At 43.2% G+C, this 24,594-nt stretch carries 25 protein-coding genes; 10 read left to right on the forward strand and 15 right to left on the reverse strand.

From position 1 onward, the window contains the following. Positions 1-46 precede the first annotated feature (46 nt). The 4 genes from frr to rpsB all read right to left on the reverse strand — a co-directional run bounded on the left by frr (position 47) and on the right by rpsB (position 3,145). Positions 47-604: a ribosome recycling factor gene (gene frr / locus KPL72_RS06620; RefSeq protein ID WP_212918076.1), complete on the reverse strand. Its 558-nt coding sequence runs from the start codon at positions 602-604 to the stop codon at positions 47-49. A gap of 7 nt (positions 605-611) precedes the next feature. Then, positions 612-1,334, reverse strand: a complete 723-nt coding sequence (pyrH, locus tag KPL72_RS06625) for a UMP kinase (RefSeq protein WP_212918075.1) — start codon at positions 1,332-1,334, stop codon at positions 612-614. Between the two features lie 130 nt (positions 1,335-1,464). Continuing rightward, entirely contained in the window at positions 1,465-2,325 is an 861-nt protein-coding gene (gene tsf / locus KPL72_RS06630; RefSeq protein ID WP_212918074.1) for a translation elongation factor Ts, read from the reverse strand. Positions 2,326-2,410: 85 nt separating this feature from the next. Next, complete coding sequence (rpsB, locus tag KPL72_RS06635; RefSeq protein ID WP_072839633.1) at positions 2,411-3,145, reverse strand: 30S ribosomal protein S2; 735 nt, start codon at positions 3,143-3,145, stop codon at positions 2,411-2,413. 331 nt (positions 3,146-3,476) lie between these two features. Here rpsB and map point away from each other — a divergent pair, with 331 nt between their 5' ends. The 5 genes from map (at position 3,477) to KPL72_RS06660 (ending at position 9,812) form a co-directional block, all read left to right on the forward strand. Next, positions 3,477-4,334, forward strand: coding sequence for a type I methionyl aminopeptidase (gene map, locus KPL72_RS06640; RefSeq protein ID WP_212918073.1), 858 nt, complete (start codon positions 3,477-3,479; stop codon positions 4,332-4,334). Between the two features lie 88 nt (positions 4,335-4,422). Next, on the forward strand, positions 4,423-7,116 hold the full coding sequence (gene glnD, locus KPL72_RS06645; RefSeq protein WP_219702257.1) for a [protein-PII] uridylyltransferase: 2,694 nt from the start codon (positions 4,423-4,425) through the stop codon (positions 7,114-7,116). A gap of 6 nt (positions 7,117-7,122) precedes the next feature. Beyond that, positions 7,123-8,310 (forward strand): succinyldiaminopimelate transaminase, encoded by a 1,188-nt coding sequence (gene dapC / locus KPL72_RS06650; RefSeq protein WP_219702258.1) that lies wholly within the window; start codon positions 7,123-7,125, stop codon positions 8,308-8,310. Between the two features lie 46 nt (positions 8,311-8,356). Continuing rightward, on the forward strand, positions 8,357-9,394 hold the full coding sequence (gene dapD / locus KPL72_RS06655) for a 2,3,4,5-tetrahydropyridine-2,6-dicarboxylate N-succinyltransferase (protein WP_212918070.1): 1,038 nt from the start codon (positions 8,357-8,359) through the stop codon (positions 9,392-9,394). A gap of 34 nt (positions 9,395-9,428) precedes the next feature. Beyond that, entirely contained in the window at positions 9,429-9,812 is a 384-nt protein-coding gene (locus KPL72_RS06660) for an ArsC family reductase (protein ID WP_346729498.1), read from the forward strand. Here KPL72_RS06660 and KPL72_RS06665 read toward each other — a convergent pair. Further along, positions 9,809-10,012 carry a hypothetical protein gene (locus KPL72_RS06665; RefSeq protein ID WP_212918068.1) on the reverse strand — a complete coding sequence of 68 codons (204 nt, stop codon included), beginning with the start codon at positions 10,010-10,012 and terminating at the stop codon, positions 9,809-9,811. The genes KPL72_RS06660 and KPL72_RS06665 overlap by 4 nt on opposite strands. Positions 10,013-10,091: 79 nt before the next feature. Between KPL72_RS06665 and dapE the strand changes: the two genes are divergently transcribed. From dapE to panD, 4 genes are all read left to right on the forward strand, one after another. Then, positions 10,092-11,234 carry a succinyl-diaminopimelate desuccinylase gene (dapE, locus tag KPL72_RS06670; RefSeq protein ID WP_219702259.1) on the forward strand — a complete coding sequence of 381 codons (1,143 nt, stop codon included), beginning with the start codon at positions 10,092-10,094 and terminating at the stop codon, positions 11,232-11,234. A gap of 42 nt (positions 11,235-11,276) precedes the next feature. Continuing rightward, a complete protein-coding gene (locus tag KPL72_RS06675; protein WP_212918066.1) occupies positions 11,277-11,543 on the forward strand; it encodes a hypothetical protein in 267 nt (88 codons plus the stop codon). 107 nt (positions 11,544-11,650) lie between these two features. Then, a complete protein-coding gene (locus KPL72_RS06680) occupies positions 11,651-12,025 on the forward strand; it encodes a hypothetical protein (protein ID WP_219702260.1) in 375 nt (124 codons plus the stop codon). A gap of 67 nt (positions 12,026-12,092) precedes the next feature. Next, positions 12,093-12,473 (forward strand): aspartate 1-decarboxylase, encoded by a 381-nt coding sequence (gene panD, locus KPL72_RS06685; protein ID WP_212918064.1) that lies wholly within the window; start codon positions 12,093-12,095, stop codon positions 12,471-12,473. Positions 12,474-12,553: 80 nt separating this feature from the next. Here panD and tpx read toward each other — a convergent pair whose 3' ends face one another. Beyond that, entirely contained in the window at positions 12,554-13,051 is a 498-nt protein-coding gene (gene tpx, locus KPL72_RS06690; protein WP_212918063.1) for a thiol peroxidase, read from the reverse strand. Between the two features lie 26 nt (positions 13,052-13,077). Continuing rightward, positions 13,078-13,548 (reverse strand): cold-shock protein, encoded by a 471-nt coding sequence (locus KPL72_RS21365; RefSeq protein ID WP_012068975.1) that lies wholly within the window; start codon positions 13,546-13,548, stop codon positions 13,078-13,080. 289 nt (positions 13,549-13,837) lie between these two features. Between KPL72_RS21365 and KPL72_RS06700 the strand changes: the two genes are divergently transcribed. After that, on the forward strand, positions 13,838-14,050 hold the full coding sequence (locus KPL72_RS06700; RefSeq protein WP_072839623.1) for a SlyX family protein: 213 nt from the start codon (positions 13,838-13,840) through the stop codon (positions 14,048-14,050). A gap of 11 nt (positions 14,051-14,061) precedes the next feature. On the opposite strand, the gene KPL72_RS06705 is transcribed toward KPL72_RS06700, so the two are convergent. From KPL72_RS06705 to rlmD, 8 genes are all read right to left on the reverse strand, one after another. After that, positions 14,062-14,856 carry a class I SAM-dependent methyltransferase gene (locus tag KPL72_RS06705; protein WP_212918062.1) on the reverse strand — a complete coding sequence of 265 codons (795 nt, stop codon included), beginning with the start codon at positions 14,854-14,856 and terminating at the stop codon, positions 14,062-14,064. Positions 14,857-15,057: 201 nt separating this feature from the next. Continuing rightward, entirely contained in the window at positions 15,058-15,858 is an 801-nt protein-coding gene (locus tag KPL72_RS06710) for an undecaprenyl-diphosphate phosphatase (RefSeq protein WP_219702261.1), read from the reverse strand. Positions 15,859-15,862: 4 nt separating this feature from the next. Continuing rightward, the gene (tsaB, locus tag KPL72_RS06715) at positions 15,863-16,570 is read right to left on the reverse strand and encodes a tRNA (adenosine(37)-N6)-threonylcarbamoyltransferase complex dimerization subunit type 1 TsaB (protein WP_212918060.1); all 708 of its coding nucleotides are present in this window, start codon (positions 16,568-16,570) and stop codon (positions 15,863-15,865) included. Positions 16,571-16,577: 7 nt separating this feature from the next. Then, positions 16,578-17,234 (reverse strand): adenylate kinase, encoded by a 657-nt coding sequence (adk, locus tag KPL72_RS06720; RefSeq protein WP_212918059.1) that lies wholly within the window; start codon positions 17,232-17,234, stop codon positions 16,578-16,580. Between the two features lie 225 nt (positions 17,235-17,459). Further along, the gene (gene ppc, locus KPL72_RS06725) at positions 17,460-20,090 is read right to left on the reverse strand and encodes a phosphoenolpyruvate carboxylase (protein ID WP_212918058.1); all 2,631 of its coding nucleotides are present in this window, start codon (positions 20,088-20,090) and stop codon (positions 17,460-17,462) included. Between the two features lie 69 nt (positions 20,091-20,159). Next, a complete protein-coding gene (gene mazG / locus KPL72_RS06730) occupies positions 20,160-20,969 on the reverse strand; it encodes a nucleoside triphosphate pyrophosphohydrolase (RefSeq protein ID WP_219702262.1) in 810 nt (269 codons plus the stop codon). After that, complete coding sequence (relA, locus tag KPL72_RS06735; RefSeq protein ID WP_212918056.1) at positions 20,966-23,215, reverse strand: GTP diphosphokinase; 2,250 nt, start codon at positions 23,213-23,215, stop codon at positions 20,966-20,968. The genes mazG and relA overlap by 4 nt, the downstream gene beginning before the upstream one ends. 16 nt (positions 23,216-23,231) lie before the next feature. Beyond that, positions 23,232-24,548 carry a 23S rRNA (uracil(1939)-C(5))-methyltransferase RlmD gene (gene rlmD, locus KPL72_RS06740; protein WP_219702263.1) on the reverse strand — a complete coding sequence of 439 codons (1,317 nt, stop codon included), beginning with the start codon at positions 24,546-24,548 and terminating at the stop codon, positions 23,232-23,234. Positions 24,549-24,594 lie beyond the last annotated feature (46 nt).

Consider the following 24,594-nt stretch of genomic DNA (forward strand, 5'->3'; position numbering starts at 1 on the left):
GTTACCCTAGTCAATAAAAAAAGCGAGCCAAGGCTCGCCTTTTTCATTAAATTTCCATCAAGTCTTTTTCTTTTACAGCAAGACGCTCTTCTATTAAAGCAACATACTTGTCCGTTATTTTTTGCACTTGATCCTGACCACGACGATCATCATCTTCAGAAATTTCTTTTTCTTTCACTAAATCTTTAAGGCTACCATTTGCATCACGGCGAATGTTACGGATAGCAATACGCCCATTTTCCGCTTCATTCTTTGCTTGCTTAAAGTAGTTCTTACGAGTTTCCTCAGTCAAAGCAGGCATAGGAATTCGAATCAAATTACCATTTGTAGCTGGGTTCAAGCCAAGATCAGATTTCATGATGGCTTTTTCAATTTCAGGAACCAAATTATTTTCCCAAGGAGACACACCCAACGTACGCGCATCTTCTACGGTAATATTTGCCACTTGACTTAATGGTGTTTCAGAACCGTAGTAGTTCACTTTCACTGAATCTAGAATACTAGGGTGCGCACGACCTGTACGGATTTTTTTAAACGCAGACTCAACAGAAGCAACAGCTTTGCTCATACGATCTTCTGCGTCTTTAAGAATTTCGTTAATCATAACTTCCTCACTTAATCAGTGTACCTTCACTGCCACCAACCATGATATTTACCAAGGCTCCCGGCTTATTCATATTAAACACACGTATCGGCATGCCGTGATCACGGGTTAAACATATTGCAGTTAAGTCCATGACACCTAATTGTTTTTCAAGAACTTCATCGTAGCCCAATGTATCATATTTCACTGCAGTAGGATCTTTCATTGGGTCCGCAGAATAAACACCGTCAACTTTAGTCGCCTTCAATACGACATCTGCATCAATCTCAATACCGCGCAAACAAGCAGCAGAGTCAGTTGTAAAGAAAGGATTACCTGTGCCAGCAGAGAAAATGAGCACATCACCTTCTTTCATCAAGCGCATGGCACGACGTCTATCGTAAGGCTCTACAATGCCCGTCATAGTGATAGCCGACATCACACGAGTAGCAATATTTGCACGCTCCAATGCATCTCGCATTGCCAGCGCATTCATTACCGTTGCTAGCATCCCCATATGGTCGCCAGTAACGCGATCCATACCAGCTTGACTCAACGCCTGACCGCGAAATAGATTACCACCGCCAATAACAATACCAACTTCAACACCAATACCACGTAACTGACCGATTTCTAGAGCGATACGATTCAACACTTTAGGATCGATACCAAAGGACTCATCACCCATCAAGGCTTCGCCACTCAGCTTAAGCAAAATTCTTTTGTATTTTGGACTCTTTTCTTTTGGCATATCAACCTCCGGCAATGATTTTATTTCTTGAATAACTGAGGTCAATATAACCGACTCTCATCGCATTCATCTCTCATAAAAAGGGGCAGTCAAGCTGCCCCTTTTTTTTGCAAGACATTACAACAAAGAATTAACCTCTAAGTTGTGCTGCTACTTCTGCTGCAAAGTCCACTTCAGCAACTTCAATACCTTCACCTACTTCAAGGCGAATGAAAGAAGTAACAGTTGCGCCAGCATCTTTAACTAACTGACCAACTTTAATTTCTGGATTCTTAACAAAAGGCTGCTCAGTCAAGCTGTTTTCAGCCAAAAACTTCTTCATACGACCAACAATCATTTTATCAACGATTTCAGCTGGCTTGCCAGCCATGTCTGGCTGCGCACGAATAATTTCTTCTTCTTTTGCAAGAACTTCAGCAGGCATATCTTCACCGCGAACAACGCGAGGAGACACTGCAGCAACGTGCATAGAAACATCTTTAGCCAATTCCGCAGAACCGCCTTCCAATTGAGTCAATACAGCGATCTGACCGTTACCGTGAAGGTAACCACCTACTAAGCCACCCTCAACGATAACAGCACGACGAGGAGAGATGTTCTCACCGATCTTCTGAACCAAAGCTTCGCGTGCTTGGCCAATTTCGCCAGCAAGCAATACTTCGATGTCAGTTTCTTTCGTTGTGAAAACAACGTCAGCTACCTTGTTAGCGAAAGCAATAAAACCTTCGTCACGAGAAGCGAAGTCAGTTTCAGAGTTAACTTCAACTAAAATAGCGTAAGAAGAATCGTCTGCTACGCGCATAACCATCGTACCTTCCGCTGCAGTACGGCCCGCTTTTTTAGCTGCCTTCATGCCACTTGATTTACGTAGTTCTTCGATAGCCACTTCGATGTCAGCGTCAGCAGCGACAAGTGCTTTTTTACACTCCATCATGCCTAGGCCAGTACGTTCACGTAGCTCTTTTACCAATGCTGCAGATACTGCGGCCATGTTAAATCCTCTTTATACCAATTCAAATTTAAAAAAGGAGGTAAGACACCTCCCTTTAGAAACCAGAACAAACTAGAAAGTTTGCTTACGCTTCAGTAGCTTCGCTTACTTCAACGAATTCGTCAGCAGTACCAGCAGTCGCATTACGACCCTCTAGAACAGCATCAGCAAAAGCACCAACGTACAATTGAACTGCGCGAATCGCATCATCGTTAGCTGGGATGATGTAATCAACACCATCTGGATTACTGTTAGTATCGACGATACCGATAACAGGAATACCTAATTTGTTTGCTTCTTTAATTGCAATACGTTCATGATCAACGTCAACTACGAACAATACATCAGGAAGGCCACCCATATCCTTGATACCACCCATAGAAAGCTCTAATTTTTCAAGCTCACGAGTACGCATCAAAGCTTCTTTTTTAGTCAGCTTATCGAATGTACCATCGGACATTTGAACTTCAAGCTCACGAAGGCGCTTGATAGATGCACGAATTGTTTTGTAGTTAGTCAACATGCCACCTAACCAACGGTGGTTAACATATGGCATACCAGAGCGAGCAGCTTGCTCTTTAATCGTTTTAGATGCAGCACGCTTAGTACCAACAAACAAAACCTTGTTCTTGTTTTCAGCCATTTTTTTAACAAGCTCAAGAGCGTTATTAAGAGCTGGAACAGTATGTTCAAGGTTAATGATATGAATCTTGTTACGAGCACCGAAAATGAAAGGCTTCATTTTTGGGTTCCAGTAACGAGTTTGGTGACCGAAGTGTGAACCAACCAATAATAGGTCGCGCATAGAAACTGTAGGCATTTTACTATCCTTTAAATTTGGGTTATTTGTGCTTACCAGCTAAAAGCGTCAGTCAAATAAGGTTTAAGGCAACCTAAGACACCCAAGACACTTTCTTTTATAGCGGCAAGATCGTTGATTTAAGTAAATTCACTTATTTTAGGCACAAGCCCAACAAGCCGGCGTTTTATACCACATTTAACCCAAAACCAAAAGACTTGAACGGATTTTTTACACGCAACCCGAGGCACGTTTTTTTCAGTTAGAGAGGCGATTCTGTTGCTTAAGTCATGTAGAATATCCCGCAACATACTATCAACATAGATACAAACCATTTTAAGACATGTGAATTATGAGCAACGAAATCCTACAAAAAGTTGAAGAGCTGACCAAAAACGGTCGAATTGACGCACCAAGCTGGACTCCGCGCCCAGCATCGACACGCTTCACAGACATCAGCGATATAGAGGGTATGCGTACCGCTGGCAAATTAGCCGCTGACGTTTTAGTTATGCTGGAAGAGTTCGTGGTTCCTGGCGTAACAACAGAGCAGATCGACATTATCGCCCACAACTACATTATTGAAGTTCAAGGCGCCATCCCTGCACCATTGAATTACCACGGCTTCCCTAAGTCATGCTGCACTTCTGTGAATGACGTTATTTGTCACGGCATCCCAAATGACAAAGCGCTAAAGAAAGGCGATGTGGTCAATATTGACATTACCATCATTAAGGATGGTTACTATGGGGACACAAGCAAAATGTTTTTTGCAGGCCCAGCCCTACCACACGCGGAACGCTTAGCCACCATCACTCAAGAATGCCTTTATCTTGCCATCGATATGGTAAAACCAGGCACACGCCTTGGTGATATTGGTGCCGCTATTTCAGCCCATGCACACAAACATCACTATACGGTAGTTGAAGAGTACTGCGGCCACGGAGTGGGAACGACCTTCCATGGCGAACCACAAGTCGCTCATTACGGCAAAGCAGGCACTGGCGTCATGCTTGAAGAAGGCATGACTCTTACTATTGAGCCAATGATTAACGCAGGCAAAAAACAGGTTAAGCACACAGGTCCAGATAACTGGATTGCCAAAACCAAAGACGGCCGCTTATCAGCGCAATACGAACACACCCTTCTCGTCACTGCCGATGGGGTTGAAGTACTTACCCGCAGACCAGAAGAAACTCGCTTTTCATAAGAGAAGCGAGTTTTAAATTAAATAGTTTAGCAACTTTAAATTTATTACAAACACCCTATAACAATTATTCATTCTTCGAGGCTCTTGTATGGACTTCCCTGCTTTTCCAGACGCTCCGCCATTATTAACACAGGAAGAGAAACATGAGCTATCGCTACCGAAGTGCTCTGTTTCACGCTACAAAGCAATCATTGAAGAAAAGACAGCCATATTCAACGACCTTTTCCACTCTTTATATCCAATAGAAAAGCTCGTAAAAGGCCTATCTTCTTTTTATGACGAAGTAATGCAGGCTGCCTGGATATCAAAAGGATTAGATAGCGAATCACATGTAAGCCTTGTTGCAGTTGGCGGATATGGGCGCGGAGAATTACACCCAAAATCCGACATTGACCTACTGATTCTAATGGAGAATGAAATCTCCGCACCCAAAAACAAAATCGAAGCTTTTATCACTTTTCTTTGGGATATTAATCTAGATGTCGGTCACAGCGTGCGTACCATTGACGAATGCTCCGAGATGGCGGCTAAAGATATTACCATTATCACCAACTTGATTGAGTCGCGTACACTTATAGGGCCAATTGACTTATTAGCCACACTCAAACTACACGTTGATATATCCCAAATGTGGGATGGGCACTCTTTTTACCAAGCTAAACTAGCCGAGCAAAAACAACGTCACGCAAAATATCAAAACACAGCATACAATTTAGAGCCAAATCTAAAAGAATGCCCTGGCGGCCTAAGAGACATGCAAGTCATTGACTGGGTAGCCAAACGCCACCTTCACACACATCGATTAAGCGCTTTAATTGACAAACACTTCCTGTCCGAAGATGAATACATCCAACTTAAAGGCGCAGTAAGCCATCTATGGCGCATTCGCTGGGCTTTACACATGGTTGCAGGACGCAAAGAAGATCGACTTCTTTTTGATCACCAACGCACCTTAACCAAACTATTTGGCTTTGACGACGACGATTTAAAGCGCAACGTTGAACGCTTTATGCAGGGATATTACCAAAGTGTCGCCGCCATTCAGCAACTCAACGACTTGTTACTTCAACACTTCGAAGAGTCGTTTTTAACCAAAGACGCCATCAATACAGTTGAAGTCATCAATGATCACTTTCAGATTGCCAACGGTCAACTTGAGGCGCGCTCCAAAACATTATTTCAAGACAACCCTTCCAGCATGCTGGAAATATATGTCTTGCTTGGAGCCCATGAAAACATCAGAGGCATCCGCGCCAATACGATGAGACAACTGCGCGACAACTTAGACCTGATTGATGATGATTTTAGAAACGACAAAATAAACACTGACCTGTTTCTCGATATCATATCCAGCCGATATCGACTGACAAGTATATTACGCTCAATGAAACACCTAGGCTTGCTGGGTCGCTACCTACCTGAATTCGGAGCAATCATTGGACAAATGCAGCACGACTTATTTCATATTTACACAGTTGATGCTCACACCCTACAACTAGTAGAGAACCTACGTCGCCTTTGGCTACCAGAGTTCAAACAAAAATTCCCTATTTCAGGACAAGCAATTCGCCACGTAGCAAAAGTTGAATTACTATACATTGCAGGTTTATACCACGACATAGCCAAAGGTCGAGGTGGCGATCACTCTGAGCTAGGTTGCGTCGATGCACAGGCATTTTGCGAGCGCCATGGACTGTCAAAACAAGACACAGATCTTGTCGTTTGGCTAGTTCGTAACCACCTATTCATGTCAGTTACCGCACAGCGTAAAGACATCTCTGACCCTGAAGTGATTTGGGAGTTTGCCAGCTACGTCAAGGATCAAGAACACCTAGATCACTTGTTCATCCTTACTGTTGCTGACATCAACGCAACCAACCCAACCATGTGGAACAGCTGGCGAGCCTCTCTAATGCGTCAGCTTTATTTAGAAACAAAACGCGCACTTCGCCGCGGGCTGGATTTCCCTATTGATGCTGACATGATAAGTGACGAGCACAAACAACGCGCTTTGGAAATCATCATCGAGCGCAACGTCGATATCATTGAAGCAGAAGCCATTTGGGAAACCATTGAAGAAGAGTACTTTATTCGCTCAAACGGCGATGAAATCGCCTGGAATACCGAAGCCATTTTACGCCACCGCCCTAGTGATAAGCCATTAATTGCCATCACACCACTAGGTGGTCGAAACTTCTCTGGTGCTAGCAAAATCTTCATTTACACCCTAATAACTAAACACCTATTTGCCGTCACTGCAGCGACATTTGAACAACTTGGCCTCACCATTCTAGACGCTAAAATTAGTCACACCACAGACAACTACAGCTTAGACAGCTTTGTTGTCATGGACAGCAACGACAGCGACACCAATCTACATCTAGACAAAGAACGCATAACTCTTATTCGCAAAACACTGATGGAGCAACTAGAAACACCATCGCTTTACGAAAGTGTCGTTCAGCGTCACACACCGAGGATTCTGAAGATTTTCAACTCCCCGTCGACTGCTCACTTTGTCAGCCAGCCAGAAGAAGTCTGGTCAGCTCTTGAAATAACCGCTCCTGACAGGCCCGGCTTGCTAGCCTTAGTGGGACAATTTTTCATGAACAACAACATCATGCTTCATAAGGCGAAAATTGCCACTCTCGGCGAACGTGTAGAAGACACCTTTTACATCACTGAAGAAAACGGCGATCTCATTACCGACCCAGAAAGCATGAATAAGATTTGCACCCTTTTAAAAGAGAAAATAGACCGTTTCTCTCAAGCCATGGACTAAAGACCAATGAACCCCCTTATACATTCTTTGCACCCATACCCTTTCCAAAAGCTTGCAGAGCTTATAGAAGGGTTGATACCAAACCCAGAAAAGCCACTGATCAAATTAACGATTGGGGAGCCGCAACACGATGCACCAGCCATCGTCCTTGAAACTCTCGCCAACAGCCTAGCCGGCGTTAGCAAGTACCCAAGCACCAAAGGCGAACTTCCACTTAGAGATGCCATTAGCAAATGGGCGAAGCGTCGCTTTCATTTAGAAAAACTCGATCCTGACACGGAGATTTTACCCGTTACTGGAACCAGAGAAGCACTGTTTGCCATTACCCAAACGTTGGTTGGCGAAAAACAAAACTCTCTTGTTATCAGCCCAAACCCTTTTTACCAAATTTATGAAGGCGCAGGCATTCTTGCTGGTGCAGAGCTGTATTTCCTACCTTGCGGTTCAGAAACAAACTACAAGGTAGATTATCAACTCGTCGATGACGCCACATGGCAACGCTGCGAAGTATTGTTTGTTTGCTCCCCTAACAACCCTAGCGGCAGCATCACCACGCTAGAGGAATACGCTTACCTGATAGAAAAAGCCAAAGCCTTCAACTTCACCATTGTGGCAGACGAATGCTATTCCGAAATTTATTTTGGCGATAAAGCACCACTAGGATTATTAGAAGCTTGCGAGATTTTGGGACACAAAAATTATAAACATTGCCTTATCTTCCAATCCCTATCAAAGCGCTCCAACCTACCAGGCCTTAGATCTGGTTTTGTCGCAGGTGATGCATCTATCCTTAAGCCATTTTTGCTGTATCGCACCTACCAAGGATGCGCTATGCCAATTCACCATCAAGATGCATCGGTCGCGGCATGGAATGATGAAGAACATGTAATTAAAAATCGCGAAATTTATACACGTAAATTTGATTCGGTTTTAGAAATACTGTCACCTATTATGCCAATATCTAAGCCCGAAGCGGGCTTTTACCTTTGGCCAGAACTCAGCATGACAGATGAAGAGTTTTGCACTTCACTGTATCAAGAAGAGTCCGTTTTAGTCTTACCTGGCAGCTATTTAGGCCGTGAAGTAGAAGGCGTCAATCCTGGCAACCGCCATGTACGAATGGCTCTAGTTGCAGAAGAATCAGAATGCGTTGAGGCAGCCAAAAGAATTAGAGACTTCCTCAGTCGCAGATAAACTATTAGTAACCCCCTTTAGACAGATAACTCAGCTGGAGAATCACATGAGTAATACAATTTTCGCGTTCGGTCTTGGTATCGGCTCACAGAACAAAGAAGGCAACTGGTTAGAAGTATTCTACTCAGCACCGAGTCTAAACGTAGAAAAAAGTACGCAAGATGCACTTTTAGAAAGCACCAACTACGAAGGTGGAAACAGCACATTGGTATTAGATGAAAGCGACTTAAATCGCTTGCACATGAGCCTTTTAAAAGCTGGCAACATCGAACAAGCAGAATTGGCATCTCGTTTAAAAGCCTCCACAAAACCTGTTATCCTTTGTATATTGGCCACTGACGAAGCACCAACCAATCCAGCTGAAGTGTACTTAAAGCTACAACTTATCTCCCATCGTTTAGTAAAACCTCACAACACAGTACTGGACGGTATGTTTGGCCTATTGATCAACACTGCATGGACAAGCGAAGGCCCTATTGATGTTCGTGAACTAGCAGACCGTCAACTAAGCGCTCGTATGGAAGGACGTACAATCGAAGTATTCAGTGTCGATAAATTCCCTAAAATGCTGAACTTTATCGTACCAACTGGCATTCGTGTTGGCGATGCCGCTCGCGTTCGTTTAGGCGCCCACCTTGCTGAAGGCACAACCGTGATGCATGAAGGTTTTGTAAACTTTAATGCTGGAACACTTGGCAACAGCATGGTTGAAGGCCGTATTTCTGCAGGCGTTGTTGTAGGTAACGGTTCCGACCTTGGTGGTGGCTGCTCAACAATGGGCACACTTTCTGGCGGCGGTAATATCGTTATCGCAGTTGGCGAAAAATGCTTGATCGGCGCGAATGCCGGAATCGGTATCGGCCTTGGAGATCGCTGCATCGTTGAATCCGGTCTTTACATCACAGCGGGCTCTAAAGTTGCCGTTCTTGATGAAAACAATCAAGTTGTTTCTACAGTAAAAGCGCGCGAGCTTTCAGGTCAATCCGACCTATTGTTCCGTCGCAACTCAGCAACTGGCGCAATCGAGTGCAAGACCAACAAAACAGCTATTGAATTAAACGAAGCGCTTCACGCTCACAACTAATCAATAAAAAGCACCAACCACCAAAGAGCGCCATTTGAACATATCCTCAAATGGCGCATTGCGGGATAAAAAAATGATTGAAATATTTGGCATCAAAAACTGCGACACCATGAAAAAAGCTTTTCGCTGGTTAGATGAAAACAACCTAGAATACTGTTTTCATGATTATAAAAAAGAAGGTGTAGGCGAAGCCATCGCAAAAGCGTGGGTAGAAGAACTAGGCTGGGAAAGCATCATCAATAAACGCGGCACCACGTGGCGCAAGTTAGATGAAGAAACAAAAAACACTATGGACAACAATAGCGCCATCCAAACTATGATAGCTCAACCCTCTATCATTAAGCGCCCTTTAGTGATAGTTAATGAATCCATTTATTTAGGCTTCAATGCAGAAGATTACGCGCAAAAGTTACTTTAGCGTAAGACTGGTGTGTAAATACGTGGCCTCTCTCTGTTCGACTGAGGCGACGACATAGGTGTCACTGTTGGCGTATAACCTGAAGATGACACATCCGAGCGGATCACTGGGACAAAATATGATTCCTGAATGACAGGCGGCTCAAAAAGACTACAACCAGTAGAAATCAAACCCAAAAAAACAACGACACCTAACTTCATAACCCCACCTTTATTTGAATCTCCTGTTATAGTAACAGAATCTTCCATAAGGTAGCGAAAACCAATACAAAGGTAAAGAATGTCTGACTTGTCCCCTACACTAAAACTTGCCCTAGATCTTATTTCTCGCCCGTCAGTCACCCCTGAAGACGCAGGTTGTCAGGATCTAATGATAGAGCGATTAAAAAACATTGGTTTTGAGATCGAATACATGCCCTTCGGCGAAGTAAAAAATTTCTACGCAAAACGTGGAACATCCGGACCCAACCTTTGTTTTGCTGGACACACAGATGTCGTACCAACAGGACCAGAAACGGAATGGAAAGTACCACCATTCTCTCCAACAATCATAGATGGCATGTTATTCGGACGCGGCGCTGCCGATATGAAAGGCAGCCTTGCAGCTATGGTGACTGCTGCTGAAGATTTTGTAGCCAAGCATCCAGATCATGATGGGCAAATTTCTTTTTTGATCACCAGCGACGAGGAAGGCCCTTTTGTAGACGGCACAACTCGTGTGGTGGATGCTCTTATGGAACGAAATGAGAAAGTAGACTGGTGCATTGTTGGCGAACCCTCAAGCACTAAAACGCTTGGCGATATTATCAAGAATGGTCGCCGTGGGTCATTCAGTGGCGACTTAACGGTTTACGGCAAACAAGGCCATGTCGCCTACCCACACTTAGCTGAAAACCCAATACACCTCGCAGCTCCAGCTCTTGCTGAAATGGCGAGTGCACACTGGGATGATGGTAACGACTTTTTTCCACCAACCAGCTTCCAAGTATCAAACATTCATTCTGGAACAGGTGCAACTAACGTTGTCCCCGGCAAACTAAACGCTCAGTTTAATTTTCGTTTTTCCTCCGAACTAGACTTTGATGCTATTAAAGTTCGCGTACTTGAAATCTTAGACAGACACAAATTACGCTACGACATTGAGTGGACATACAATGGTCTCCCCTTTTTAACTCGCCCAGGCGAATTAGTTGATGCGATTGTTGACGCTGTACAAACAACGGTTAATATCACCCCTGAATTATCCACCTCAGGCGGCACTTCAGATGGTCGATTTATTGCCAAAATGGGTACTCAAGTCGTGGAGCTTGGTCCTATCAACGCAACCATCCATCAAATAAATGAGTGCGTCGAAGCCGAAAGCCTAAACCAGCTTTCAGAAATTTACACCCGTATACTTGAGAATCTCTTTACTAAAAAATAGCCCGAAGCAAAATAACCCGAGAGAACATAAATAAGTATCCAAATGAGAAACGCCATACATAAACTAGCAATGAAATTGGGCAACAACCCCAGAGTTGCCCTTATTAAGATGATCCAAGGCGGATTAATTTTCGTTTTTGGCGTTCTTATGCTTATGGTGGCGGATCGTGTTGTTGTCGAGTCTCTTGCCCAAGAGATTATGGCGCTATTTGGACTGATACTTGCGGGTTGCGGCGTGCTATGGACTCTCGTTGGCTATTTATCAATGAGCGTTCTCAGAATTTACCACATGATTAAAAAGAAGGATTAGAACGATGCAAGCTGACATTGAAATATATGTATTGTCCTGCCCGACAGAAAAGATCATTTCTTGGCTAGAGAGCGCATTCACTCTGGTTAAAAAGAAGGATTAGAACGATGCAAGCTGACATTGAAATATATGTATTGTCCTGCCCGACAGAAAAGATCATTTCTTGGCTAGAGAGCGCATTCACTCTGGTTAAAAAAAGCAGCCCATCACCACTCTGCTCTAAAGTCACCATAACATCAAATGATAACGAAATTGAGGTAACCATTTTAGAACAAGCAGCAGGAAAGCGCTTTACCTCTATCTGGTTCGACTCAGACAAAACCCCTTGGGATGATGATATAGCTTGCGCCAAACAGGCATTCGAATCCCTAAACTGCGAAGTACGTTGCAACTTTCAAGGATGGGAAGAAGAAGGCAACCAAGATCCAGACCAATGGTGGCGCATAAATAGCCACGAAGAAGGCCCATTTATTTGGAATTAATACGGCAAATAATAGACACGCAAAAAAGCAAACATGCTCCACAGAAACACTTATAGAGACTTTATACATGCAAATTACACTTCTTAAAGGAAAACTCCATATGGCAAGCGTCACCCAAGCTGAGCTTTGGTATGACGGATCTTGCGCCATAGACAAAGACCTTGTGGAACTCGCTGGATTTAGAGAATTTGAACAAATCGATATTTATAACGTAGACAACGGTGAACGCTTTCACACCTATGTTATTTTGGCTGAATCAGGATCAGGCACCATCTCTATGAATGGCGCAGCAGCAAGAAAAGTACAGGTTGGTGATCGCGTAATCATTGCCGCTTACGGACAAATGAACGAAGCTGAAGCCAATGAGTTCAAACCTAAATTAGTCTATTTAAACAAAGATAATAGTGTTGAAAGAACCACAAACACTATCCCAGTACAAAAAGACTAAACTAACGCCCTGCACTTTGTGTAAAGACAAAAAAAGCCGCTTCTAATCGACTTAGAAGCGGCTTTTTTATGATGATAAAATTATGCCAGTACAGCCAAAGCCGCTTCATAATTAGGCTCATCTGCCGTTTCAGCAACCTGCTCTGTATAAATCACAGAACCTTTTTCATCTAGCACTACAACTGCACGAGACAAAAGACCAGCAAGAGGGCCAGTTGCAAAAGCAAGACCGTAATCTTTACCAAATGTTGAACGGAAAGTAGAGCCAGTATCAACATTATCGATGCCTTCTGCACCACAAAAACGCGCAGCAGCAAAAGGTAAGTCAGCAGACACACAAAGTACGTTAACACCTTTCAAAGAAGCCGCAGACTCATTGAACTTACGAACCGATGTAGCACAAGTAGGTGTATCAACTGATGGAAAAATATTTAATACCAGTTTAGCACCTTGATAATCTGCCAATGTAGCGACAGACAAATCCGTTTTAACAAGCTCGAACGCAGGAGCTACAGCCCCCACAACAGGAAGAGAACCCACAGTTTCAAAAGGGTTACCTTTTAATGTTACCGTTGCCATAAATACCTCTTAAGTCTAATGAAAAATTAACCGCGGATTATAGATACATTTTCAGCTTGTTTGCCTTTCTCACCTTCAGTGACATAAAAGCGAACCAACTGACCTTCAACCAAGAAACGGCGACCACGTCCACGGATTGCACGATAATGAACAAACACATCATCACCATTTTCCATAGTTAAAAAACCAAAACCTTTTGAAGAGTTGAACCACTTAACCGTTCCTTGCTCACGGTCATCATCTTCATCTTCTTCAGACTCAGAATCATAACCGGCAGAACTAGCCTGGCTGACCATAGCACCGACATAAACAGATACTAGAACAAAGCCAAAATATACTAGGAAATTTGTGCCCATTTCTTCTTTTAATACCCCAGCCAAAAGCAGAGGCACGATCAAAGCAATAACAAGGCTAACTATAAATGTGCGCAACGAAAACAAACCGGAACCAACAGAAGACCCTTTATTACGCGAAACATTATCCTGATGATCATTCATAACAGTATATCTCTTATTAAATTAAATATTATTGTGAAGCAAAGCCATTTCTAAAAAAATAGACTCTGTGTTAGTACAAACGTGAATAAATGAATATTTTTACTAAACTCTTTCCGAAATCACCATGTGAAGCTAAAGAAGATAGTAGTAAAATACTCAACTTCTTTATGAGAGCAATTTTCACGCCACTCTTACACTTAAAATGACCAATACTTGCGTCATGTTTTTGTATAGAATCGCTCATTAAATACGAATTTAGCCTAGTAAGGTTAACACACAGAAGGTATCTATGAACACCTCACAAATCAATCAACGCATCGACGAATTAGAATTCAAACTACAATTTCAAGAAGACACGATTGATAGTTTAAATCAGGCGCTTATCAGCCAGCAAAAAGACATGCTATTGATGAGAGAAAAACTGGTTCTATTAGGCAATCAGCTAGAGTCCTATCGCCAACAACAGCCTATTCATGATGGTGATCGACCACCACATTATTAATAACTAATGAATTAAGCAGAAAGCGTGTCGAGCGATTTTAAAACATAGATATCAAATCGACCTGACTTCCCTTCCAATTGATAAGTTGGTTCGACACTGTCTAAAAACGGAGCGCCTTTAGGGCGTTTCACAACTACTCTATATTCAGCTAAGCGCAATGCGTAAGACAACAAGCTATCAGCATCTAAGTCCTTACCAACCAAATCTCTAAAAAAAGCCATTTCTTTTTTAGCTGCTGCTGAGGATTTATCCGTATGCGGATACATTGGATCCAAATACACCACATCAAACTTCTCACCGCTATCTATACCGGCTATATCTGTATCAAGCAAAGACATCTTAGAAACAATCGTAGCCACCTCATGATGAAAAGAGGCCCTGTACAAGCCATCTTCCAGCATCGCCCTAACAAAGCCTACGCGTTCACAAAGAGAAACAGAGCATCCCAAGCATGCTAATACAAAAGCATCACGCCCTAAGCCTGCTGTCGCATCAAGTATAGACACATTAGCGCGCTTGTTCAGCCCTACTGCTTTCGCAATATCCTGCCCTTTTCCACCACCAAATCGCCTTCTATGATCAACAGCCCCAGAGGTAAAGTCTACATAAACGGGCTTCGGCGCGCCTTTTCCAGTTTTAGCTACCGCAATTCCATCCGGTGTTTTCAATAAAAGATAATCATATTTAGTGACAAACTTGAGAGGCTCATGCAGCAGCATAAAATCAAGACTTAACGACTTAGCCAATGAGCGAGACTCCGACTCCAGAAACTTATCTGTTGTTGCTACTGCGATAGAATTAAGCAAAAGCCTCTCCCCAAAATACTATAAAACAAGAATCAACAAGCAAGCCTGTATGTCCACTTTCTGTTAAACCACACTGACAAGATTATCCAATAGTAAAATAGAAAAAAGCCCCTCAGAAATTAGAAGCTTTTATCTTAACTAAAAAAACGAACACCTCTAATACAGCAAGACACTCAATATGGAATAAATCTCTTCAACGACTTAAACATAAACAATCATCAAGAGAACGGAGCCTAAAATTAATCTATAGACAAAAAAAGGAAAAAAGCCAATCCTATTAAGCCACTTCAAAAATAGATAAATACAGAGATAAGCACTGATTGCTGAAAGAATAACTCCCATCAAAATACTCCACCAATCCACTGCAATATCTGAAGATACAAGTTCAATCGACTTTAAACCACCAGCAGCTAAAATAAGAGGGATAGACAAAAGAAACGAAAATCTAGCCGCACATTCACGACTAAAACCGAGAAAGCGTGCCGCCGTCATAGTAATACCAGAGCGAGAGGTTCCAGGAATTAAAGCAAGCGCCTGAGCAAAGCCAATATACAGCACACTTTTCAAACCAAAGTCTTGCTCAGCTTTATGAGAAGCACCATAGCGGTCTGACAACCAAAGTAAAACACCAAAACCAATGGTGGTATAAGCAATCACTTCTAAAGAACGCAAGTTCGTACTAATAAAGTCATCAAATAGAAGGCCTGCGATACAAGCTGGCAAGGTGGCAAGACAAATCCACCAAGCCAAACGACTATCCTGTGTAGAGCGCTTATCTCGAATAGAAACACACCAAGCAACAATAATTTGCACGATGTCTTTTCTAAAATAACCAACAATGGCCATTAATGTCCCCACATGAACAGCCACATCAAATGCTAAACCTTGATCAGGCCAATTAAGCAGCTGTGCTGGGAGTATTAGATGAGCAGAACTTGAGATAGGCAGAAACTCAGTTAATCCCTGAATAACCGCCAAAAAGACAATGTGATACCACAACATATATTTAACGCTTCCCTATACGCGGAGCCTGCTTTTCCCAGCTAATTTCATCTCTTAAATAGGTTGGAATAGCATCATAAGAAGATACCACTTCACCTCGTTGGAATTGCAACAATCCCAATTCTGCAATACATGCCGCGCGAGGCGCTAATTCAGTTAAAATATGAGTAGGGTGTGTCGGGAGCAAAGACGTTAAAACATCTTCATAACACCAGCCAGAACCAACACCATCAAAGCTGGTTGAAAACATAGATAAAGCAGCAGGCTTCACAACACATTCATCGATCAATGAATCTATTTGGTAGCGCCCTTCCACTTTATTGACACTATAGCCGCCCATGTAAATCTCACCCATACGAGCATCTAGAGCAGCGAGCCAATTATTTTTACCCGTTTTTTGAAAGCCTTCTAGTGACAAGGCAGCAAGTGTCGAAACAGGGATAACCGGCAAATCTGCACCAAAGGCGAGCCCTTGCACAACCCCTGCGCTTATCCTGAGCCCTGTAAATGATCCTGGACCACGCCCAAAAGCGATGGCATCAAGATCGGTCAGAGTTAGTCCCGCTTGCCCAAGAATCTGATCTACCATTGGCAAAATCAAATCATTATGAAGACGCGGAGCCATACGGAAGTCTTCCAACACCACGCCATCAATGTTCAACGCCACCGAACAAGCTGGCGTTGATGTATCTAATGCTAAAATAACCGTCATTGAATGATTAAGCCTTTAAGGATGCCAATAGACTTTGCTTGATCTCATTCAAATCACCAATGCCGTTGACCTTTACAAACTTAGGTGCTGTTGCACTGTCTGCTTTTAGCCAATCTTGGTAATAGCCAATTAGCGGCGCTGTTTGATCATGATAAACCCCCAAGCGTAAACGAACAGTCTCTTCCGTATCATCAGCTCGCTGCACAAGGTCATCCCCTGTTACATCGTCTTTGCCTTCTACTTTAGGTGGATTATAAACAAGATGATAAGTACGACCTGACGCTTCATGAACGCGACGCCCACTCATACGTTTAACAATTTCCTCATCAGCCACATCGATTTCAACAACGTAATCAATTTTAACGCCCGCGTCTTTCAAAGCGTCTGCCTGAGGAATAGTACGAGGAAAACCATCAAACAAAGCGCCTTTAGCACAATCGTCTTGGGTCAAACGCTCTTTTACCAAACCAATAATAATGTCATCAGAAACAAGTTGGCCAGCATCCATTACCGCTTTGGCTTTTAGACCCATTTCGCTTCCAGCTTTTACAGCTGCGCGCAACATATCTCCTGTAGAAATCTGTGGGATGCCAAACTCTTCCGTAATAAATTGAGCTTGAGTGCCCTTACCAGCGCCCGGCGCACCTAATAATATTACTCGCATAAAAAGTCTCCAAAAGACAGCGTTAACTGAATAGCAAGGCTGGCTGACACGGTGCATCATCAACGTGCAATAAGCACGGCAGCAAGGCGAACAGACAAACCAATTGCATAATAAAAAATTGAATGGCCGCCAAGCATACCCAAGCAGCCATCCAATATGCAAATTTACGTGTCTTTTTTTATCATTTTCTTACTCATACTGAGCATTTATCAACCACATTTGCAATTAGCCCGTATTTTGCATACCACTGGCAATACCTGCCATGGTAATCATTAAGGCTTTATTGACCTCTGCATTGTCTTCATCTTTTCGGCTGCGATACAAAAGCTCCGCCTGTAAATAGTGCAATGGATCAATATAAGGATTACGAACATCGATAGACTGACGAATTGTTTTATTGTCTTCAATAAGTCGCTCTTGCTTCTTAAGCACCTTCACAAGCTCACTGACTTGCTTGAGCTTACCACGCAATAAACGCCCCAAACCTTGCAATTCTTCACCAACCAGACGTTTTTCATAGTACTCAGCAATTTCGGGTTCTGCTTTTGCCAATACCATGTCCAACATGTCTAGATAAGCGCCAAAAAAAGGCCATTTTTTATGCATCTCACGTAATTTTTCCAAATTACCAGAGTCTACACCTTGCTGTAATGCACTTTCAGCACCCAACCAAGCAGGCAACATAAGACGAATTTGCATCCACGCAAATATCCAAGGAATCGCTCGTAAACTCTCCACACCGCCATCGGAACGACGACGCGCTGGGCGAGAACCTAAAGGTAACTTAGCTAGCTCTTGCTCTGGTGTGGTTGCTCTAAAGTAAGGCACAAAGTCGTCATGACCACGAATAATAGAACGATACTGATTCATTCCTACTTCGGCCATTTCATCCATAATGGCACGCCATTCTTCTTTAGGCGCCTCAGCAGGAATCAAAGATGCTTCCATCACTGCCGAGCAGTAAAGCTCCAAAGATCGAACCGCGATATCAGGAATACCAAATTTAAAGCGAATCATTTCACCTTGTTCAGTAACCCGAATCGCACCATTCACAGAACCAGGTGGTTGAGACAGAATTGCCACGTGAGCAGGGCCGCCACCGCGACCTACGGTACCGCCGCGCCCATGGAACAAGGTCAGGTGAATACCATGTTTTTTACATAGTCGAGTAAGTGCTTCTTGCGCTCGATATTGTCCCCACGTCGCAGCAATCTGGCCAGCGTCCTTGGCCGAATCTGAATAGCCAATCATGACTTCCTGACGACCATCGATATAAGCTTTATACCAAGGCAAAGAAAATAACTGCTCAATAATAGGCTCAGCGTTATCCAAATCGGCAAGAGTTTCAAATAAAGGCACGATGCGCATTGGAAAACTCACACCGGACTCTTTCAGCATCAAAGCAACCGCCAACACATCGGATGGCGCACTGGCCATAGAAATGACGTAAGAGCCAAAGGAGTTTTGCTGGCCTTTTGAAATCATTGTAAAAGTATCGAGTACTTCTTTGACTTCGGCGGTTGGTGTCCATTCCATTGGTAAAAGCGGACGTTTTGAATTCAATTCGGTCAGTAGGAAAGCCTGACGAGACGCTTCGTCCCACTCAGCATAATCACCAAGACCATAGAAGCGAGTAATCGCAGATAACGCATCAATATGACGGGAAGCATCTTGGCGAACATCAAGGCGAACTAAGGTCGCACCAAAGGTTGCTGCACAGCGAATAAGATCAAGCAATGATCCATTAGCAATCACCTTCATACCGCAATCTAATAGAGATTGATAACACAAAATTAGATCATCAGTGAGCTCTTGAATATCAAGAAAAATATCCTCATCAGATGTTGGCTTGCCATCTAAACACGCTTTCGCCCAATTTTTGGTGGCTAGCATTTTATTTTCTAGATGACGTAATACTTCACGATAAGGCTGTGCACTGTCACCAACACGAGCACGCAAAGCATCATTGCACTGCGTCATAGAAAACTCTGAACGCAATACATTTAAATCTTTTATATAGAGATCCGCTGCCATCCAACGAGCCAATAAAGTCACTTCTTTGGTTACTTTATGAGTCACATTCGGATTACCATCGCGGTCACCGCCCATCCAAGTTGCAAAGCGAATAGGCGCTAAATCAAGAGGTAAACGGTCTTCTTTGGAAAACTGGCTAAACTGCTCATCAAGTTGACGAAAAAAGCGAGGCACAGCTTGCCACAAGGATTGCTCAATAACCGCAAAACCCCATTTCGCCTCATCAACAGGTGTTGGTCGTTCTTCACGAATTTCGTCTGTATGCCAAGCCTGAGTAATAATTTCTTTCAGGCGACGAATGTGCTTTGTTTCTTCTAACGGAAGAATATTATCTTTGTCGAGAGCTTCTAATTCACTGGAAATATTGTCATATTTTCGAATCAGCGAGCGGCGTACCACTTCTGTTGGATGCGCCGTCAAAACAAGTTCAATAGATTGCGATTGCAATGATGCAAGCATTTGTTCAGCAGTAAAATTTTGTTTGGAAAGACGAGTTAACAAGTCTCCCACTGGGTTGTGGTATACACCCAAACTCTCATTAGTACGGCGGCGATGCACTCGGTGGTATTGTTCTGCAATATTAGATAAGTTCAAGAACTGATTAAATGCACGAGCAACGGGCACAATCTCTTTATCTTCTAATGCCTCCAAGGCTTTAATAAGAGCAGCTGAATCGCCAGATTGACGTCCATCTTTAGAAAGTAAGCGGATATTTTCCACTTTTTCTAGAAAGCCTTCCCCCAAATGATTACTCATGCTTTCGCCAAGGCAATCTCCTAGCAACCTGACATTTTCGCGTAATGACGCCTGACTATCACTCACTTCACCCTCCTAATGTTGCCAATGACGCTCTTTAAAAGCGCCTTATTATCCATCACACAGATTTCCAGCTTATAGGCCTTCACGCTTGGTTTGATCCCAATAACGATCTAACTCTTCTAAAGAACAATCTGTTAGTGTTTTATTTTGTGCCGACACAAGAGCTTCGATTCTACCAAAGCGACGACGGAATTTTATATTTGTTTTATTCAATGCTACATCAGGCGAAACGTTTAAATGACGAGCCAAGTTACTGACCGCAAACAAAACGTCTCCCATTTCTTCTTCGACATGAAGGCGATTTTGCTCCTTCATTGCCTCTTCGAGCTCATCCAATTCTTCTCTAATCTTGTCAAAAACTGGCGCCACATCAGGCCAATCAAAACCAACTTTAGCGACTTTTTGCTGAATTTTCACCGCCTGCATTAACGCTGGCATAGAAGCAGGCACTTCATCTAACAAGCTACTACCGTCTGGTTTTTTTCCTTTTTCTTGCGCTTTAATCTGCTGCCACTGTTGTGCTATTTGCTCTTCACTTAGCATTGTTGGTTCGCCAAAACGAGTGATATCACCTTCTGGAAAAACATGCGGATGGCGTCGCAGCATTTTCTCAACAATACCTGCTGCAATATCATCAAACGTAAAGCGTTGCTCTTCTTCGGCCATTTGCGCATAAAAAATCACTTGGAAAAGTAAATCACCTAGCTCTTCTTTTAAATGATCGAAATCTTCACGCTCAATGGCATCCAACACCTCATAAGCTTCTTCTAAGGTATAAGGTGCAATGCTTTTATAAGTCTGCTTTTTATCCCAAGTACAACCAAACGCCTCATCCCTGAGGCAGCTCATCAAATACTGTAGCTGTTCAACCTTGCTGCTCAAAAGTCTCTCTCTCTGAACACATTCAACACATTAGGTAACTGATTAATACGGTGCAGCAACTTACTTAGCACGCTCAATTCACCCACTTCAATGGTGAAGCGAATACTTGCCGTGTGGTTTTCTTTTGCAGACAAGGTGTTCATCGACAGCAGGTTTACTTTTTCATTCGCCAACAAACTAGTGATGTCATTCAGCAAGCCGGTACGATCATAAGCTTCCACCTGTATATTGACAGGATATTGATTATCAAGCTCTTCACCCCAGCTCACATCAATAATACGCTCAGGCTCTTCTAAGCCCAACTGAACGATATTAATACAATCTTGCCTGTGCACAGACACGCCACGACCCTGAGTGATAAAGCCAACGATGTCATCGCCAGGAATAGGCGTACAGCATTTAGCCATCTGCGTTAATAATTTGCCGACACCCAAGATATGAATATCGTTATCTGAAGATTTATGACGACTCTTTTTCAAACGAATTGGGCGTGGTGTGGCAGTCTCGCCATTTAGGTTGTAGAAGTCATCAATGACACGCAACACTTTAGATAACTGAATGTCTCCAGCACCAAGCGCTACGTATACTTCTTCAGCATAAGAAAAGTTAAAGCGAGAAGAAATAGCCTGCAAATCGATACGATTGTCTTCAAGACCAAGGCGTTTCAATTGCTTGTCTAATAAGTGCTTACCAGCATCCAGATTTTTATCTCGATCTTCTTTTCTAAACCAGTTCTGAATCTTGGCTCTAGCACGGTTAGTTTGTACATAACCTAATGTCGGATGCAGCCAATCACGGCTAGGACCACCCTCTTTAGTGGTGAGAATTTCAACTTTGTCGCCGGTTTTTAAGTGAGTGACCAAGGAAATGATTTTGCCGTTTACCTTGGCACCACGACAGCGATGGCCAATTTCAGTGTGAACTCGATACGCAAAATCCACCGCTGTGGCATTAATAGGCAAGTCAACCACGTGCCCATCAGGTGTAAAAACATAGATACGATCTTGCTCGATGTCACTTCGTACCTGTTCAGACAAAGACTCCAAATCACCTTGCACTTCGTGGAAGTCTAAAATAGTTCTTAGCCACTGAAGTTTTTCTTCGTAGCTGCTGCTATTGGAGCTTAGATCCGTACCTTTGTATTTCCAGTGAGCACAAACCCCAAGTTCTGCATCTTCATGCATTTTATGGGTTCGAATCTGAATCTCTAAAGCACGGCCTTGGGGACCAACAACCGCCGTATGCAATGACTGATAGCCATTCGATTTTGGGTTACTTATGTAATCATCAAATTCCTGCGGTATTGGACGCCACAGATTGTGAACGACACCGAGAACCCCATAACATTCCATTGGTTCGTCTACTAAAATGCGCACAGCTCGAACATCATAAACTTCATCAAAGCCAATATTTTTGCGCTTCATTTTGCGCCAAATACTATAGATGTGTTTTGCCCGCCCCATGAGATCAGCGTGAATATTAATGCCTTTTAAACGATCATCTAATAGCTTAATAACATCATCAATAAACTGCTGGCGATCAAGACGTTTTTCGTCTAACCAAGTGGCGATGCGCTTGTAATCGGAAGGGTAAAGATAGCGGAAAGAGAGATCTTCCAATTCCCATTTGATATGGCCGATCCCCAAGCGATGAGCCAACGGCGCGTAAACACTCTGAACCTCAAGCGCAACGGCAACGCGACGCTCTTCATTCTGATGCTTGGCTTCTTTAATCGCGCAAGCACGCTCGGCGAGTTTAATCAGTACGACACGCACATCATCAATGATAGAGACCAACATTTTGCGCAATGATTCTAGCTGGTTCTCACTGCTACCCAACACCTCAGCCGCAGAGTCTGCCGTCAAATTTTTCGAAACTTCCCCCATTTTCATCACCCCTTCGACAATCGAAGAGACTTTACGACCAAACATGTCGGTCACACGGGAAATGGGGAGTTGATCTTCTCTCACAACACGATATAAGGCGGCAGCGACTAATGAATCTTGGTCTGCTCGAAAACCAGAAAGGATTTCCACCATTTCCAGCCCAGCACGAAAAGTACTCGCTTGCGCGCCCCAGTAAGAAGGTCGAGCGCACTGCAGTTCAGCTTGACGCGCCAACTCACAGGCCATACGCAAAGGAACTCGCGCACTGTCATCAATAAGATGTGCAAAATGCCCCATCCAAGCGTCAATATCAACACTACCATCTTCTAATACAGGGTGATCTTTTCTTACCGTTACCATCTATCTGCCCTTAAATTTACTTCTTTTTCTGCAATAACATCATCGTTTCTACATGGGAGGTTTGTGGAAACATATCCATCAAACCAACACGTAAAACACGATATCCTTTTGCAACTAAATACTCGGCATCCCTTGCTAAAGTAGAAGCATTGCAAGAAACATACAATATTTGCATCGGTCCAATTTTTATTATGCTGTCTAAAAATTCAAACGCCCCAGCACGAGGTGGATCCAACAATACTTTGGTAATGTTCTGCTTAAAAAGTTCATTTTTGACAGGCTTAGTCAAATCCGCTGCCACAAACGACAAATTATCAAAGCCATTAAGTCGTGCGTTTTCCCGTGCAGCTTCAACCATAGTTTCTTGCACTTCAACGCCAATAACCGTTTGTGCATGCTGCGCTAACGGTAAAGAAAAATTCCCCACACCGCAAAACAAATCCAATATCACATCGTGCTTATTTGGACTTAGCCAGTCCATTGCTTGTGTCACCATTTTTTGATTCATGGCGGCATTTACTTGAATAAAGTCTTGCGGGTGATATTTCAACCTTAGATCACCAAGATCATAATAGCGCATTTTCTCAGGCGCAACTTCGGCCTTGCTCGATTTTGGTGCTTGCCAATATAAAGTGACCTGAGCCTTTTCAGCCCATTTTTCCCACGTACTTTCTAGCTCTGCAGAAATTGAAGAGGTTAATCGAAACAAAACAGACACACCTTTGGTGTCTTCAAGCAGCTCCACATGACCAAGTTCACTCGCTAAATCATTTTCTGACAGCGCTTGCTTGAGTGAAAGAAAGGTATTTTGCAAATTACTGGTAAGCACAACACATTGATCAATCGATACGATATCGCTTGAAGCTTTACCACGGAAGCCCAATGCAATCCGTGATTTTTTTAGATTAACAGCAATACGAGCTCGTCGACGATAACCTGTTGATTTATCAGAAAGCAGCTCTAGCTCTTGGGTTGTGATCACATTGCGCAATTGCCCTTGTAACCAATTAGCTTTTGCTGAGAGTTGTTGCTCATCTGCTAAATGCTGAAAACTGCAGCCGCCGCAGACATTAAAATGTTGGCAAGAGGGATCGACTCGATAAGCACTGGGGTCAATGATATTCACCAAAACGGCTTCATCAAAACGACGCCCCGCTTTGGTAACTTGCGCCTCGACGGTTTCACCGGGTAAAGCGCCTTCAATAAAGGTCACTTTACCTTGCAAACGGGCGACGCCTTTTGCTTCATGCGTCAAGCCATCCACATTAAAGGACTGCACTGGACCTATAGGCTGTGGTTTAGCTGTTCTACGTTGGGGTGTTCTTCTTCTCAAAAGTGGCTCTCTTGTTCCCGACTCTCTTTTTGGGATAAATAGGATA

Source organism: Marinomonas lutimaris, from assembly GCF_019426345.1.
Classification (GTDB): domain Bacteria; phylum Pseudomonadota; class Gammaproteobacteria; order Pseudomonadales; family Marinomonadaceae; genus Marinomonas; species Marinomonas lutimaris.